The 17,631-nt window shown below is 32.8% G+C and carries 12 protein-coding genes; 5 read left to right on the top strand and 7 right to left on the bottom strand.

Annotated elements, in window-relative coordinates:
- The first annotated feature begins 170 nt into the window (after positions 1-170).
- The 3 genes from IMCC3317_RS14080 to IMCC3317_RS14070 all read left to right on the top strand — a co-directional run bounded on the left by IMCC3317_RS14080 (position 171) and on the right by IMCC3317_RS14070 (position 5,406).
- Positions 171-2,588, top strand: coding sequence for a helix-turn-helix domain-containing protein (locus IMCC3317_RS14080; RefSeq protein WP_160130136.1), 2,418 nt, complete (start codon positions 171-173; stop codon positions 2,586-2,588).
- Between the two features lie 308 nt (positions 2,589-2,896).
- Complete coding sequence (locus tag IMCC3317_RS14075) at positions 2,897-3,289, top strand: hypothetical protein (protein ID WP_160130135.1); 393 nt, start codon at positions 2,897-2,899, stop codon at positions 3,287-3,289.
- Positions 3,290-3,561: 272 nt separating this feature from the next.
- Positions 3,562-5,406: a cation:proton antiporter gene (locus IMCC3317_RS14070; RefSeq protein WP_160130134.1), complete on the top strand. Its 1,845-nt coding sequence runs from the start codon at positions 3,562-3,564 to the stop codon at positions 5,404-5,406.
- Positions 5,407-5,738: 332 nt separating this feature from the next.
- On the opposite strand, the gene IMCC3317_RS14065 is transcribed toward IMCC3317_RS14070, so the two are convergent.
- Together IMCC3317_RS14065 and lepA are read right to left on the bottom strand one after the other, a co-directional pair.
- Positions 5,739-6,248, bottom strand: coding sequence for a hypothetical protein (locus IMCC3317_RS14065; protein WP_160130133.1), 510 nt, complete (start codon positions 6,246-6,248; stop codon positions 5,739-5,741).
- Between the two features lie 275 nt (positions 6,249-6,523).
- Entirely contained in the window at positions 6,524-8,320 is a 1,797-nt protein-coding gene (lepA, locus tag IMCC3317_RS14060; RefSeq protein ID WP_160130132.1) for a translation elongation factor 4, read from the bottom strand.
- Between the two features lie 158 nt (positions 8,321-8,478).
- On the opposite strand from lepA, the gene IMCC3317_RS14055 reads away from it, so the two are divergent.
- Complete coding sequence (locus IMCC3317_RS14055) at positions 8,479-10,884, top strand: outer membrane beta-barrel family protein (protein WP_160130131.1); 2,406 nt, start codon at positions 8,479-8,481, stop codon at positions 10,882-10,884.
- Between the two features lie 69 nt (positions 10,885-10,953).
- Here IMCC3317_RS14055 and IMCC3317_RS14050 read toward each other — a convergent pair whose 3' ends face one another.
- The 5 genes from IMCC3317_RS14050 to IMCC3317_RS14030 all read right to left on the bottom strand — a co-directional run bounded on the left by IMCC3317_RS14050 (position 10,954) and on the right by IMCC3317_RS14030 (position 14,940).
- Entirely contained in the window at positions 10,954-11,700 is a 747-nt protein-coding gene (locus IMCC3317_RS14050; protein WP_160130130.1) for a LytR/AlgR family response regulator transcription factor, read from the bottom strand.
- Position 11,701: 1 nt separating this feature from the next.
- A complete protein-coding gene (locus tag IMCC3317_RS14045) occupies positions 11,702-12,484 on the bottom strand; it encodes a sensor histidine kinase (protein WP_160130129.1) in 783 nt (260 codons plus the stop codon).
- The gene (locus IMCC3317_RS14040; RefSeq protein WP_160130128.1) at positions 12,466-13,092 is read right to left on the bottom strand and encodes a hypothetical protein; all 627 of its coding nucleotides are present in this window, start codon (positions 13,090-13,092) and stop codon (positions 12,466-12,468) included. The genes IMCC3317_RS14045 and IMCC3317_RS14040 overlap by 19 nt, the downstream gene beginning before the upstream one ends.
- Before the next feature lie 10 nt (positions 13,093-13,102).
- On the bottom strand, positions 13,103-13,669 hold the full coding sequence (locus IMCC3317_RS14035) for a hypothetical protein (protein WP_160130127.1): 567 nt from the start codon (positions 13,667-13,669) through the stop codon (positions 13,103-13,105).
- A 104-nt stretch (positions 13,670-13,773) separates the two neighbouring features.
- Positions 13,774-14,940, bottom strand: a complete 1,167-nt coding sequence (locus IMCC3317_RS14030) for a hypothetical protein (RefSeq protein ID WP_160130126.1) — start codon at positions 14,938-14,940, stop codon at positions 13,774-13,776.
- A 308-nt stretch (positions 14,941-15,248) separates the two neighbouring features.
- Here IMCC3317_RS14030 and IMCC3317_RS14025 point away from each other — a divergent pair, with 308 nt between their 5' ends.
- A complete protein-coding gene (locus tag IMCC3317_RS14025) occupies positions 15,249-17,627 on the top strand; it encodes a TonB-dependent receptor (protein ID WP_160130125.1) in 2,379 nt (792 codons plus the stop codon).
- The last annotated feature ends 4 nt before the right edge of the window (positions 17,628-17,631 follow it).

Genomic DNA, 17,631 nt, shown 5'->3' with positions numbered 1-17,631 from the left:
AAAGGGTTATTTTCTGATTTGGTTTTTAAAGATAGTATATTTTTGAAAAATCAAAACAACCACTTCACTCTTTTTTTCCAAATTTGTCAGATATTGCTTCCAATAAAAAAATATTTCAAAATAAAACCAACGTAATCTATTTCTTTTACCTTTATGGCAACAAATATCATATGGAAATTAATAAAGAGCTAGAGTTAGCATTTAATTTTATAGAAAAAACGAATAGAAATTTATTTCTAACGGGGAAAGCAGGTACTGGTAAGACTACTTTTTTACACAAAATAAAAGCCGAATCATTAAAACGATTAGTGGTTGTGGCTCCAACTGGTGTTGCTGCAATTAACGCAAAAGGTGTAACAATTCACTCGTTTTTTCAGTTGCCTTTTGAACCGTTTATTCCTGATGCTACCGGAAAAAGCACTACAATTCAACGGAAGTTTAGTAAAACCAAAATCAATATTATAAGATCATTAGACCTTGTTATTATTGATGAAATTAGTATGGTTCGCGCTGATGTTTTAGACGGAATAGATGAAGTATTGCGCAGATACAAAGATAGAACGCAGCCTTTTGGTGGCGTACAACTATTATTAATTGGTGACTTACAGCAGCTTTCGCCAGTTATTCGTCCTAATGAATGGCAATTGCTGAAAAACTACTATAAAACAGCTTATTTTTTTAGCAGTATTGCATATCAAAAAGCAGCTGTTTTATCTATTGAATTAAAACTGATTTATCGTCAGCAAAACCAAGCATTTATTTCTATATTAAATGAAATTCGCAACGATAAACTTTCTCCCGCTTCCGCAGAAATTCTAAATAAACAATACCAACCAGATTTTAATCCGAAAAAGGAAGATGGTTACATTACACTTACTACGCATAACAATCGTGCAGATGCTATCAACCAAAAAGAATTAGAAAAATTAAAAGGGAAGTCAAAAAAATATACAGCAGCTATTTCGGGCAATTTTAATGAAAAAACATATCCAAATAGTGAAAATTTAGTGCTCAAAAAAGAAGCACAAGTTATGTTTATTAAAAATGATAGTTCGCCCGAAAAGCGGTATTACAATGGAAAAATTGGCACCGTAATTCATTTAGATGAAGATACCATCACTGTAAAATGTTCAGATGATGATATTATAGAAGCAACGTATGAAACTTGGGAAAATATAAAATACACACTCAACCAAGAAACAAAAGAAATCTCTAACAATATTGAAGGAACATATACGCAAATTCCGTTACGATTGGCGTGGGCAATTACCATTCATAAAAGTCAAGGTTTAACGTTTGAAAAAGCGATTATTGATGCCGAAGCTTCTTTTGCGCATGGACAAACATATGTAGCGTTGAGCAGGTGCAAAACTTTAGAAGGCATTGTATTAAAAACACCTATAAAATCTGCAAGTATAATTAGTGATGCTACTATAAATACGTTTACAAAACAGCTTGAAGAAAACGAACCTGATGAAGCCGATTTGCAAGCTTCTAAAAAAGCATTTCAGTTAAATTTAATGGGAGAAGTATTTGATTATCATTCGTTTATGCATCCAGTAAAACGGTTGCTTGATATTTATTACAATAATAGAAATACACTCACGGGAAATATTTCGGAACCGCTTGAAGCCATAAAAGATAAAGGAATTATACCTTTATTGAAGATTAATAATTCGTTCAAAAATCAATTAGCAACGTTTGCAAAAGACATTGAAAATCCTGAACAAGATGCCGCAATACAAGAACGGTTTAAAAAAGCAATTACATACTTTACAGCACAAACAAAACAACACATTGCAACTACTTTAAGTACGCTAACTTTTGCAACGGATAACAAAGCTGTCTCAAAAGATTTTGAAAAGCAATTGAAAGATCTAGAAGATAAATTAGCAATAAAAACCAAGATTTTAGAAGCCTTATCGGATAATTTTTTAACAGAAAATTACTTAAAAATTCGCGCAAAATCACTCTTAGACGTTTCAGAAATCAAGGTTGTAAAACGAAAAATAGCGACAGCTACAGCGCACGAAGAATTATTTGAAAACTTACGATTATTTAGATCGAGTATTTCTAGCTCTGATAACATTCCACCGTTTCAAGTATTTACTCAAAATTCATTGTATGAAATGTGCGAATTATTGCCAACTACCGCTAAAAAACTTAGAAAAATACACGGAATGGGTAAAATACGTGTAGAAAAATATGGAGAAGAAATTTTAGAAATCATAACTGAGTATACTACAAAAAACAACTTAACATCAAAAGAGGTAGAAGTCGTTATTGAAGTGGAGAAGAAAAACACAAAAACGATTTCATTAGACTTTTTTAAAGAAGGTTTTTCTATAGAAGAAATTGCAAAAAAAAGAGCCTTGGCAGCTTCTACGATTTTAGGACATTTGGCGCATTATGTGAGTGAAGGAGTTTTAGATATTACCGAAATATTATCAGAAGAAAAAGTAAAAAAAGGACTGGAAATCATCAAAAATAATACGTTTGAAGGTTTAACCGAACTTAAAGAAATTGCAGGTGCTAATTTTTCGTATAACGAACTTCGTATGTTGGTAACTTATAGTGAGGAAAAATAAGTTTTAGAAAATGAAATTCAAGATTACATATATTTATAAGTAAAGAATATATGATGAAACTCAGAATCAAGCCCAATACAGGCGTCAACAGTAGTTTTTTCCTTTTCCCTAAAAGAAAAATTAAAAATACCTCTGGAAAAGCGCACTTTCTTTTGTTGACGCCTGTGCTGAACTTGATTCAGTATTCTTTGTGCGCACAAAGAAAACGAAAATAAAAAACTGAATTTTAGTGTTTTCAAAATTTTATTTGAATAAATATTACATCGAATTCAGATTATTTAATGATTTCCAAAATTTTATTATAACACATGAAAAAAATACTCATATTATCTTTATTCTCAATTTTTAGTTGTAAAAACGAACCAATTTGTTCTGTAGATGAAAATAATGCTGGAAAAGAAATCTATGATTTGGGCGAAGCAACTTGTTTTATTGCATTAGAACTGAACAAAAAAACATCTGATTTGAATTTAATTCATGAAGCGTTGATTGCGGAAGAAAATTATATGAATACTATTGGACTGATTTCTGAGAATCCAAATTCAGAAGGCGAAACCGTATCAGAGGTCGAATTTGACATTAATCAACTTGTCGAATATGCTATGAATAAGGAAAAAGTTGAATTGACAAAAAATGACTTATTAGAAATTTACGATACTGAAATTGAATATTTAAAATTTATTGGAGTTGTAGATCAATAAAAGTTATCTAGAAAACCAGATTTAAAAAACTGTTTCTTTGATATGAAGATATCTAACTTAACCCGTTGTGGATTTTACGATTGAAGATGAGTAAAATTTGTATCGAGAATAGCGTTTTTTACACTAAAAATGTTCTCGATACAATTTTTCGTGCCTCAAAATCACTCGAACGGACGCTTTATTATACTTTTGAATTTAAAATGCACAACGGGTTAACTCACATTCACATTATAATTATTAAATTTACTTTTTCAATCTAAAATTACGCATACATGCTCGAATTAGCGGGAATTATCATCTTAGGAATATTGGCACAATGGGTTGCATGGAAGCTTAAAATTCCAGCAATTTTACCTTTAATACTTATTGGTTTACTTGTTGGACCAATTGCAGCAGAATTTTTATCTGAAGATGGAACCAAATGGATTGAACCTAAATGGAATGGCGAAAAAGGACTTTTTCCTGGCGAAAGTCTCTATTACTTTGTATCGCTAGCCATTAGTATTATTCTGTTTGAAGGCGGACTGACGTTAAAACGTTCCGAGATTAAAACGGTAGGACCTGTAATTACAAAACTTATTACACTTGGTTCGGCAATTACTTTTTTTGGAGCAGGAATTGTAGCGCATCTAGTTTTTGGATTGAGTTGGGAATTATCATTTCTATTCTCAGGATTAATCATCGTAACCGGACCAACCGTAATCACACCGATTTTAAGAAATATTCCGTTAAAAAAAGATATTTCTACAGTATTGAAATGGGAAGGAATTTTAATTGATCCAATTGGTGCATTGGTTGCCGTTTTGGTATTTGAATTTATTAGTGTAGAAGGCGATAGCGGTTTCACTAAAACTGCGTTAATTGAGTTTGGAAAAATTATACTATTCGGAACAACCTTCGGATTTACGTTTGCGCACGCATTGGCATTCGCGATTAATAAAAAATTCATTCCGCATTATTTGCTAAATGTTGTTTCATTATCGGCTGTATTATTGGTATTTGTCCAATCGGAAATCTTTGCGCACGAATCTGGTTTACTAGCCGTTGTTGTCATGGGAATGGTATTAGGAAACGGAAAATTAGAAAACATTAAAGAACTTTTATACTTCAAGGAATCGCTCAGTATTTTACTGATTTCTATACTGTTTATACTGCTTGCCGCGAATATAAACATGGAAGATTTAATGTTACTTTACAGTTGGAAAACTGCGGTACTATTTATTGTGGTTGTATTTGTCATACGACCAATTGGTGTGTTTTTGAGTACTGCCAGGTCAAAATTAAACATCAACGAAAAACTCTTCATAAGTTGGGTTGGACCACGTGGAATTGTCGCTGCAGGAATTGCTTCATTATTTGGAAGTAAGTTGGTAAAACAAGGTGTAGAAGGAGCTGAATATATTACGCCATTAGTATTTATGATTGTACTTGGAACGGTTTTACTAAATGCAACAACAGCGCGTTTATTTGCGAAAATTGTTGGTGTTTTCTTGACTAAATCTGATGGAATTTTAATTGTTGGCGCTTCAAAAGTATCACGTTTATTAGGTCATTATTTAGAGACGAATGAAAGACATGTGGTATTAATTGATAGCAATAAGAGTAACATCGCGAAAGCAAAAGAATTAGGTTTAGAAGCCATTAATACAGATATATATTCTACAATGCTTACGGATAATATAGAACTGAATGATGTTGGCTATGTAATGGCAATGACAGGAAATTCAGCCATTAATGAATATGCGATTAATAAATTTTCGAAACAATTTGGTGAAAATGGTTCGTTCCGATTGGTGACACGAGAAGAAATGTTAGACGACAATAACAATCCGAAAGAAGGCTTATTTTCTAATACCGACGATTACGCTACATTAACGGAAGTAACTCGTAAATATCCTTCTATTCAAGAAATTGATATCAATGATAAAGAGCATTACAAAGGCCTGATTGATATTACAAATAAAGACAAAGACATTATTCCATTATTCATTAAAAAAGAAGATGGAGAGTTTCATATTATTTCTTCACATAATATGGAAATTGACGAAATTGGGCAAGACTGGAAACTTGTGTATTTAGGGAAACCGTTTGATGTGGAGAATACGGAAACTACTTAGATTTTAGAACGCTTCGCTTTTAGAATTGAGACCGCTTTATTCGCTTTGCTCGTAACTGTTAGACTTTTTCTCGTGCAGTCGTGAATCTCTTAGATTTTTCGGCGTCAGTTAGAACCTCTCACTAACTTTTTAATATTTAAGGTTCTTTCGTCAAGCTGAACTTGATTCAGCTTCTCACAAGAGTAAATCCAACCAGTCTATAACGTCCAAGTAAGTCTAACACTTCGCTTTGCTCATAGAAATTAGACCGCTGCTGCTTTTAGAATTGAGATCGCTTTGCTTTTAGGTTTTTCGGCGTGATTTCCAAAATCGCGCTAGCTTATGAACTATTTCTATTTCAGAATTTTTTTATACTTTTTCAATAATTTTTTTGCCAAATCATAGCTTCTGTCATCTTTAATATAGCTAATACTTAGGCTTTCAAATGACTTTTCTATGCGCTTATCCGTTTTCGAATTATATAGATTTAGTATGAACTTATATATACTATTTTTCTCTCTTTCTCTTAGATTAAATCGAAGGTTTTCAACTTCAATGAAGTTTATATTCCAACGAAGATCAAAAGTAGTTTCATATACATACTTGGGTAAATTTTTATAATCGTTATTATCACGAGGTGGAACTTTAAAATTATATTCAAATCCAACAAGAATGCCTTCTTTCGAAAAGTATTTACGAATATCAGCTTCTAAAGCTTTAAAGAATAGCGGTTTATTTCCTTCAAATTGAAAAAGAATAGAAGGTTTACTTGAATCTATTATTGTCGCTTTTTTTGAAGTGCAATTTTGTAAAAATAAAAAAGTAATTAAAACGAAAATTAAGTTTGTGTAGCGTTGTTTCATGATCTCAAATTTAACTGTATGTTTGAAATTACGATCAAACCAGTTCAAAAATATTTTTTTCTATCACGAATTTACAAATTTTTTAATTTGTCTATTTATAATGAAACGCTGAGTCAAGCTTAGAATGACGATGATCTTATATCTAAACCGTCTCTTCGAGTAATTTTTTGTAATGAAATGAAGAAAAATTGTATCGAGAAGTGCGTATGAATACAAAACAAAAAAATCGGCTGCAATTATATAATTACAGCCGATTTTTAATATGTTTTATGTGCTTAATCATTCAATTTCAACACTGCCATAAATGCTTGTTGTGGTATTTCTACATTACCAACTTGGCGCATACGTTTCTTTCCTTTTTTCTGCTTTTCCAATAATTTACGCTTTCGCGAAATATCTCCACCATAACATTTTGCAGTTACATCTTTACGAAGTGCTTTGATCGTTTCACGCGAAATAATTTTTGCGCCAATCGCAGCTTGAATGGGAATATCGAACTGTTGTCTTGGAATTAATTCTTTTAGCTTCTCACACATCTTTTTACCAATATTGTGTGCATTATCCGCATGAATTAAGGAAGAAAGTGCATCTACAGGTTGTGCGTTCAGTAAAATATCAACACGAACCAGTTTTGACGCGCGCAATCCGATTGGCGAATAGTCAAACGAAGCATATCCTTTGGAAACCGTTTTTAATCGATCATAAAAATCAAAAACAATTTCTGCCAATGGCATATCAAAAGTCAACTCTACACGTTCTGTAGTTAAGTATGTTTGATTGGTAATTAAACCACGTTTTTCAATACACAACGACATTATATTTCCGATATAATCAGATTTTGTAATAATAGTTGCTTTAATATATGGTTCTTCTACACGATCTAAACTTGACGGATCAGGCAAATCAGTAGGATTATTTACAATAATAATTTCGTCTGGATCTTTTCTCTTAAACGCATGATACGATACGTTAGGAACCGTGGTAATCACAGTCATATTAAATTCGCGCTCTAAACGTTCTTGAATGATTTCCATGTGTAACATTCCTAAGAATCCACAACGGAAACCGAAACCTAAAGCGGCTGAACTTTCTGGTACAAATACCAACGAAGCGTCATTTAATTGTAGTTTTTCCATCGAATTACGAAGTTCTTCATAATCTTCGGTATCAACTGGATAAATTCCTGCGAAAACCATTGGTTTTACATCCTCAAATCCTGCGAGAACCTTCGTTGTTGGGTTTTTAGCATCCGTAATCGTATCACCAACTTTTACTTCGCGTGCATCTTTAATTCCTGTAATTAAGTAGCCAACATCGCCTGTTTTTATCTCTTTTCGAACTACTTGACTCAATTTTAATGTACCAACTTCATCAGCATTATATTCTTTATTGGTTGCGACGAATTTGATGCGTTGTCCTTTTTTAATAGAACCATTCATAACTCTAAAATAGGTTTCAACACCTCTAAAAGAGTTATACACAGAGTCAAAAATTAAGGCTTGTAACGGTTCATCATAATTCCCTTTTGGATGAGGAATACGCTTAATAATAGCTTCTAAAATATTGTCAACACCAAAACCTGTTTTTCCACTTGCGTGAATAATCTCTTCAGGATCACAACCTAATAGATCAACAATATCATCGGTTACTTCTTCAGGATTGGCGCTTGGTAAATCTACTTTATTTAAGATTGGAATAATTTCCAGATCATTCTCTAATGCTAAATATAAATTAGAAATCGTTTGCGCTTGAATGCTTTGTGCAGCATCAACAATAAGCAATGCGCCTTCACAAGCAGCAATAGATCGTGAAACTTCATAGGAGAAATCTACGTGTCCAGGCGTATCAATCAGATTCAATATGTAATCTTGACCTTCAAACGTATATTCCATTTGAATGGCATGCGATTTAATCGTGATTCCACGTTCACGTTCTAAATCCATACTATCCAGTAATTGATCTTGCTTTTCTCGCTCAGTTACCGAACCTGTAAAATCTAACAATCTGTCAGCCAACGTGCTCTTTCCGTGATCGATATGTGCAATAATGCAAAAGTTTCTAATGTGCTTCATCTAAATCTATAGCTAATAATTTGCAAATATAGCTTATTACAGAGTAAGTATGCACGTTTTATAAGGAGATACGAAGATTTTTTAATTATACATGTAGCTTTTTTTCTACATTGAATAAAAATTTATATATTTGAGCCGAAATTAACCTTACTACCGCCATGAACTTAAAAATCACAAGTTTATTTGTGCTTTTTACATTTTTTACCACTTTTGGACAAGAAACCTATCAAGTCTCCGGTAAACTGATTGCTTCCGATTCGGAAATCGCAATCTCGTTTGCCAATGCGGTTTTACTCCAAGACGGCACTGCTATGAAAGGAAGTTCTTCTGATGCTTCTGGAAAATTTACCATTTCCAATGTTTCTTCTGGAAAATACAATTTAGACATTAGTTTTTTAGGCTACAAAACATATCACAAAGAAATTGAAGTGACCAAAACTATTGATTTGGGTACATTAGTGCTTCAAAAAGATATAGAATCGTTGGATGATGTAAACATTACAACCAAAAAACCGCGTTTAAAACGCGAAATTGATCGCTTGGTTTTTACTATAGAAGGAACAGCATTAACTGAAGATAACACATGGGAAGTATTGCGCAGAACGCCTGGTGTTATTGTGATAAATAATACATTATCTATAAAAAACAGTACACCAGTAGTTTATATCAATGACAGAAGAGTGCATCTTTCTGCAAGTGAAATATACCAATTGTTGGAAGGAACGCCGGCGCAAACTGTAAAATCTGTTGAGGTAATTACCAATCCGCCAGCAAAATATGATGCACAAGGTGGCACAATTTTAAACATTGTGATGGATAAAAACCTAATTCTAGGATATCATGGAAGTATTTATGGAAACTTTACGCAAGGTGTTTTTCCGCGTTATAATGGTGGAATGAATCACTTTTTCAAACATAACAAGCTGAATTTTTTCGCAAATTATAATTATACGCACTCAAAAATAAATAGAGATAATTACGAAAACATTAATTATTTAGATAATAGTGCTACAACCTCACTTTGGAATTCAGATATTAATCGAAATACACGATCAAATCAACACAATGTAAACTTGAATGTTGATTATGAAATTGATGCTAAAAATACATTGAGTTTTTCTGGTAACTTGCTTTATCTTCCGTATTGGAAGCGAAAAACGGTAACAAATTCAGTAGTTGACGATCAAACTGCTGCCAATGAAGATTTCTCGTTATGGGCAAGAAATTCTTCAAGTAAAGACATGCATAATTTAGGACTGAACTTAGATTATGTACATCAATTTAAGAAAGAAGGCGAGAAGCTTTCGGCAAACGTACATTATACAGATTACGACAAAGGAGATGACCAAAACGTATATACAGATTATACAGTTTTAGCAAATCCAGATTTTTCCACAGCGTTTACAACAAATGCAAGTCAGAAAACAAATATTCTTAGCGGACAAGTTGATTATGAATTACCAATAAGCGAAACGGCAACTTTTGAAACAGGAATAAAAGCTGCAAATATTGAAACCAAGAGCAACTTATGGCAATTTGACATTGTAAATGGTGTTTCTGTGTTAGATGTTTCCAATTCAGATACTTTCCAGTATGATGAAGCTATCTACGCAGCGTATGTGAGTTATGCAAAAAGCTGGGAAAAGTGGAGTGTTAAAGTTGGGTTTAGAGGAGAACATACGGAACTTGAAGGAAACTCAATCATTGCCAATCAAGTAAATACACAAAACTATTTTAAATTGTTTCCAACAGCACATATTAATCATGCGATTTCTGATAAGCTGAATGTATACGCAGACTTTAGTAGGCGAATAATACGTCCAAGTTTTGATGATTTGAATCCTTTCCGATACAATTTTACGGATTTCTCTTTTGTAACTGGAAACCCAAAATTACAGCCATCTATTGCAAATAGTTATAAAATAGGGACAGAAATTAATGGGATGTTTTTTATTGAAGCATTTTATACGTATAATAAAAACGAAATTTACCAGCTAACGATTCAAGATAACGATAATACTACTTTACAGTATATACCTTCTAATGTAGAAAATAATAGATATTACGGATTGGATTTTGTAACATATTTTTCAATGCTAGACATTTGGGACGTTTCCATAACGACTTCTTTCTATAATAATGAAGATACATTCACAACGGCTGAGAATGTACGTGTATCTCAACAGAAATGGGCAAATTATACTTCTATAGATAATAACTTCACGCTTTTAAAAGATAAAAGCTTAACGGCGAACGTGACATTTGTATACTTATCACCAGTGGTTTTAGGGTTTTCAGAAGTTTCTTCAAGAAACTTATTGAGTTTGTCTTTACGCAAAACAGTATGGAATAAAAAAGCGACACTTTCATTGACCGTAAATGATATTTTAAACGGACAAGAAACGACGAGAACTACACGATATTTCAATCAAAATAACTTTTACCGTGCAAACTTTGACACGCAAACCATTCGTTTAGGATTCCGTTATAACTTCGGAAATACGAAATTGACAACCAATCAGCGTACAAAATCTTCTGCGGAGCAAGAACGTTTGAAAGAGTAGTTTTTTAAACTTTTAAAGCTTCAACCGAATCTTCAAATTAATTGATTTTCAAATCTTCAAATTAAAAAATCAAACATTTCGAATCATATTCAAAAAATCCGTGCGTTTATTTCGTGAAACGGGCAACTTGTGATTGTCTTGCAATACCACATAACCTTCATTCAAATATTTCAAAATATAATTTACATTGATTAAATGCGATTTGTGAATTAGGTAAAAATCTTTATGTTTCAATAACTTTAGAAAATGCCCAATACTATACGAACTCATAATTGGTTTATCATTTTGAAAGTAAATTTTTGTATAGCCATCGGTTCCTTGACAATGAATAATATCTTCAATTTTTACAAACTCTAAACCATCTTGTGAAGGAATTACAATTTTTTTTTGTTGAAACGATTGAATCCCTAAATTTTCAATCAACTGTTTATTCTTTTGTAAGGCTGTTTTATCCGTGATATTTTGTGTCGCAATAGAAACCGCTTGAATTAAATCCTGACTATCAATAGGTTTTACAACATAGCCAATAGCACAATGTTTGATGGCTTCAATGCCGTAATTATCAAAAGCTGTTACAAAGATGACTTCAAATTGTGGTTCTTGGATTTTTTGCAATACTTCAAAACCATTCATGCCAGGCATCGCAATGTCTAAAAATACCAATTGCGGTTTTAAAGTATTAATTAGTTCAATTCCTTCTTCTGGATCTTGCGTTTCGCCAACAATATTCACATTTGGACACAAACGCTCCAGTTTATTTTTCAGAATTGCTAACGATTTATGTTCATCGTCAATAAGTACAGCCGTTACAGTCATATTAGTTTGGTAGTTTAAAAATTAGGGTTACAATGGTTCCTTGCTCGTTTCCAAGTTCCGAACGATCTTTTATGGTATATTCTACATGCCAATTATCAATTTGTTCCAACAATTTCAGACGTTCGTCTAATACTTGAGAAGAATTAGAATCGTGTGTTTGAATTGTGTTTTGCGAGATTTTTCGAGATTTTTTAATCCCAATTCCATCATCTTTCACAACTACACAAAACGTATCTTCTGAAAGTTGCGAAAACATAACGGTCACTTTTCCTGAAGTTTTTTTGTGAAAAATGCCATGATTCACTGCATTTTCAACAATAGGTTGCAATACCATTGACGGAATAGAAGCTTCTTTATCTAAAGTTTCATCACAAATAATTTCATAGGTGAGTTTGTCTTCAAACCGTAGTTTTTCAAGCGATAAATAATTAGAAATTAAATCTATTTCTTCCTCAATAGGAATAGTTTTCTTCCGCGAATATTCAAAAAATTGACGCACTAATTTTGAAAATTGTGTTAAATAATTCTCCGATTGATCAATATCATTGAGTTGAATATAATATTGAATCGCGTTTAGTGAATTATATACAAAATGTGGATTCATCTGCGATCGTAAGGCGTGTAATTCCAGTTCAATCATTTTCTTTTCGGATGTTGATTTGTCCATAATTAATTTATTCTTACGTGTAATAAAAACGAAAAATAAGATCACGACAGCAACGCCAACAAAAAAAGCTGTTCCAGAAAGCAACATAAACAAACGTTCTAATTCTTCTTCAGACATACAAAAGCTTTTATATAACAACCATAAAGTACCATATTCAAGAATGTTACAGCGGCATGATAAGATGTATCAAAATCGGCTAATTCTTTTTGTAAAAGTAGAATTGGTAAAAACCCTAAATGAAATAGAAACAAACCTGTAACAATCCAAAATTTTGAATCTTTGTGAAAAGAAATTATTTGTTCATTTCGCAATGCTTTGATAAAGTAATACAACGTAAGCATAATAATGCAAATCACTCCAGAGAAAAAAGCAACATGAAAAAGTTGATCATTACCTGGCTCCATAGCAATAGAGTAGCCAGCGCAACTTATGAAAAAGACAGTCAATATATATACCAACATCTTATTTTTTAAAACGAGCTGAAACCAATATAAGTAAAATAAAAAGCTAACAATCATATAGATATTGAATAAAATAAAGTTAGAAATGTCAAATTGCGTTATAATAATATAAGCTAGTAATTCTGTAAAAAAACTATACGTTAAATAGTGTAAAAAAAAGCGCAGCGAACTGTTTTTATAATGTGGCCAAAACCAAATGGCAGCAACTAATGCTGCCAAAATGGAAAAGTTCCGTATGCAATAAAGCACGATGTTAATATCCATAATATTTTTTTTAGTTTTCACCATTTGATGGATCATATTCAATAGGCGGTTTTCCTGAGTTTCCATAATTTAAACACTTCATGTCATACATGTTTTGTTGTTGTGTAGGATCATCAAAACCTAGTACATTAGTATTTTCCTTTATGAGATTGTCAAAACTGCTCGAATCGCCTACGTCATCCGCATTATTATCATACGTAGGAACTAAAAACACAGTTGTTTTAGGTTCACCATCTTTTATATAAGAACCATTATAGATACGAATACCAAGGTTTTGATATCCATTTTTTACAGCATGGTTTTGCACCATTGTTAAGTAACCAACGATATCGTTCATAGAAAACCATACTTCACGAGTATCTTTGTATATACTTGGAGCAACTAATGTTTCATTTTCTTGAATATTAGCGCCCGAAACTATTTTTGAAGCAATAATTTCTTTATTTAAATTAACTGCTTTGTTAATAATTTGGTATTGATTGTTTTTATAATTTTTTTCTAAAGAACTTGCTCTAGTCGGAGATATTAAACCCTCAGGTTCTTGTCCGTTCCATTTCAAAATGTTATATGAATTCATAATTAAAAGTAAGAATAAAATTGTTAAATATATTGTGTTTTTTTTATAATTGTATTTAAATGTTCCGCCTGCATACTCCAAACGGAACATTTTTTAGTTTTTAATTAACTGCTTATCAGTGAAATAGGAAAGTGCGTTTTTCCTTTATTATCTTGATTGATCACAATCTGATCTATACAATACTCCACGTGAATTCCATAATCTTGTGGCTTTGCACCGCATGTTAATAAGGTTAATGCTTGACTCACACATGAACATCCGCATAAATCTCCCAAACGAACCAAACGATCTGGAATAATTTGAATAGTTTCATTTCCATTATTACCAACAGTTGGTGTTGGTATAATTGAAATACTCGTAATTGTCAATCCTTTAAAACTTAAATTTCCATACGGATTGCACGCTGTGATATACATAATTTCATCGTCATGTGTTTCCATTTGATCTTTCGGACCATCGCCCCAATGTAAATAGAAGCAAGGTTCTAAAGTTGGTAAATCGAGTGTTGAGCATGCTTCGTCTGAATATGGAGCTTTGCATCTTTTGGAATTGTTTTCTTTTCCAATAATTACAAAAGATTTTTTCAAAGCTTTTGTTTTCAAAACCTCTTGCTGTTCTGTAATCTCTGTTGCACATACAGAACAATTACAATCATCTTGACATTCACATTCGTTAGTACAATTGAGGCATTCTTCTTTAAATAATTCCTTCACGGGAAATCTAAAAATCAAAAACTCATCATGATCAAATCCTGCAAAAGGAACATATGGAGATGTAGGATATATAGGTCTTGTATCTTTTCCTGAATCATACCAAATAAAATGAGCATTATCATTAATTCCGCTAATTCCACTAAAAGGTTTACTTATTCCAGTATTTGGTTGTCCTGTAAATACAGGTTTCCATTTGTTACAATTGGCTTTTTTCAGTTCATTATTTACCAAAGCTTCTGAAGGTCTTTCTGTTGGAGTATCAAAATCAATTCCTGTTGGAAAAACTTCCCATTTTGGATTCAACCCTGAGAATGCAGAATTTGTTCCGTGCAATTCTGCTATAAAACCATTTCTCCCTATATCGTTACTCCAGCATACAAAATAAATATAATCGTTACATGTTGCTATAGCTCCAAAATTTTCTAGATCAGGATAGTTTTGCGAGCTTACTTTTTGTGAAACAGTGTTACAATTGCCAATATAAACATCAGTATTATCGTCACACCAATATGTTCCTTGTATATCTCTTATCTGGTCACAATTTTTATCATTGTCCATAAATAGTTGTTTTTATAAATTGCCTACTCTTTTGTAAAAAGGCTTTTCGGTTTCCGCCTTACTTAAATTTCATTACGTAATTATGAAGGCAAAGATGATATACGCACAATCAAGTACATAGAGTAGTTTTAGGAACGGTTCAGTTGATTCGATGATCGGTAAACTTGATTTTATAATACTTTGTTAAAAAAGACACACTACGTTCTGAGAAAGTTATTTTTGTAGCTTAAAATTTCAAAAAACGTGTAACATTTTACCCTATCATTCGTCAGTAACTAAATAATATCAATTAGAACATATAATAAACAATGAAAAACAGTATTATCTGGATCTTTCTTTTAATGACCACATTCCTACTTGCGCAAGAAAAATTCAGTGTAAACGGAACCATAAAAGACAAAAAAAATGGAGAAACGTTGTTCGGCGCAACAGTCTATCTCAAAGGAACAACTAATGGCTCCGTAACCAATGAATACGGTTTCTTTTCCTTAACAGCGCCAAAAGGAACGTACACAATTATCATTTCGTTTCTCGGTTATGAAGATGTGGCCAAAGAAATCACATTAAATGTTGATCAAACTATCAATTTTGAAATGCAAGAAGCAGCAACGTCACTTGACGAAGTTGTAATTGAAGCAGAAGAAACGGAACGACCCAATATTCGGAAACCACAAATGAGCGTTTCCAAACTGAACGCAGCAACTATAAAACAAATGCCTGTGGTTTTAGGAGAAGTTGATATTATTAAATCCATTCAAATGTTGCCAGGCGTTACAAACGCAGGCGAAGGAACTGGCGGATTCAACGTTCGTGGTGGCGCAGCCGATCAAAATTTAGTATTACTAGACGAAGCAATTATTTACAATACATCACACTTTTTTGGGTTTTTCTCAGTATTCAATGCAGATGCAATCAAAGATATCAAACTCTATAAAGGAGATATTCCAGCAAAATATGGAGGACGAATTTCGTCAGTTTTAGACGTACGTCAGAAAGATGGAAACAGTAAAAACTTAGAAGTAAATGGTGGCGTTGGTATCATTTCGAGTCGTTTGGCGGTTGAAGGTCCAATGTTCAACAAAAAAGGATCTTTCTTAGTTGCAGGACGAACGTCGTACGCGCATATATTTATGCCATTAATTGAAGAAATAAAAGATGATAAAATTTCGTTTTATGATCTAAACCTAAAAGCAAACTACGAAATCAATGAAAACAATCGGGTATATCTTTCAGGATACTTTGGAAGAGACATTTTTGATCTTTCACAATTCATCAAAAACACTTACGGAAACACAACAGCAAACGTACGTTGGAATCATGTTTTCAATGAAAAACTATTCTCAAACCTATCATTAATTTATAGTAAATACAATTATGAAATTGTGCTCGATTTTATAAAACTAGATTGGGTTGCAGACATTAAAAATTTCAACCTAAAATATGACCTGCGTTACTATGCAAGTGACAAGCTAAAACTTGATTTTGGAGTCAGTGGAATTTCATACAATTTCAATCCAGGAGAAGTACGACCTTCAGAGCCAAGTTCGTTAATTAACTATAGAAAACTTGATCAAAAAAGAGCTTTTGAAGCTGCTGCATACATAAGTGCCGAACATGAATTAACAGACAAGTTAACCGCGCAATATGGCTTGCGTTTCAGTACATTTAGCCGATTAGGCGGACAAACACTCTCAGAGTACGCCAACAATCAACCTGTTGTATACAACGAAGAAATAGGAATCTATGAAGAAGGCGAACAAATAGGAACTACGGATTACAAAAAAAGTGAAAGTATCAAAACATTCGCCAATTTTGAGCCAAGATTAGGACTTGCATATCAACTCAATGACGATTCTTCTGTAAAAGCAAGTTATACCAGATCGGTTCAATATGTACACTTACTTTCCAACACGGTTTCGGTAACACCATTAGACGTTTGGGCGCCAAGCGGACGTTACATCAAACCACAAAAATCCAATCAATATGCTGTTGGATATTACCGAAATATAAAAGACAAAACCTATTCGTTAGAATTAGAAGCATACTATAAAAATGTAGATAATAGAATCGATTATATTGACGGATCTGAATTAATCGGAACAAATAATATAGAAACTGAAATTCTAAACGGAGAAGCTAGAGCGTACGGTTTGGAAGTTTTATTACGGAAAAATACAGGAAAATTCAAAGGTTGGTTTGCATACACACTTTCAAAATCAGAGCAAAGAGCGCTTGGCGGAAATGCTGGCGGACCAGGAATAAATAGTGGAAATTGGTACAACACGCCATATGACAGAACACATGATTTCTCAGTAACGGGAACGTACGATTTCAATGAAAAATGGCGATTTAGCGCAAACTTTGTCTATCAAACTGGTCGTCCAGTAACGTATCCAACTGGACAATATGAATATGAAGGAATCTCCATTGCAAGCTTTGACGAACGAAACGCAAATCGTTTGCCAGCTTATCACAGACTAGATTTAGCAGCAACGCTGACACCAACAAAAAATAAAAATAGACGTTGGCAAGGCGAATGGGTTTTTGGGTTGTATAACGCTTACGCGAGAAGAAACGCAGCGTCAATCTCATTTGCGCAAGATTTTAATACAGGTGTGAACGAAGCGCGTAGAATTTCTATTTTTGGAAGCATACTTCCATCAATCACATATAATTTTAAATTTTAAAATG

The sequence above is a fragment of the Kordia antarctica genome (assembly GCF_009901525.1).
In the GTDB taxonomy this organism is placed as follows: Bacteria; Bacteroidota; Bacteroidia; order Flavobacteriales; family Flavobacteriaceae; genus Kordia; species Kordia antarctica.
This window is presented reverse-complemented; position numbering and strand designations above follow the sequence as displayed.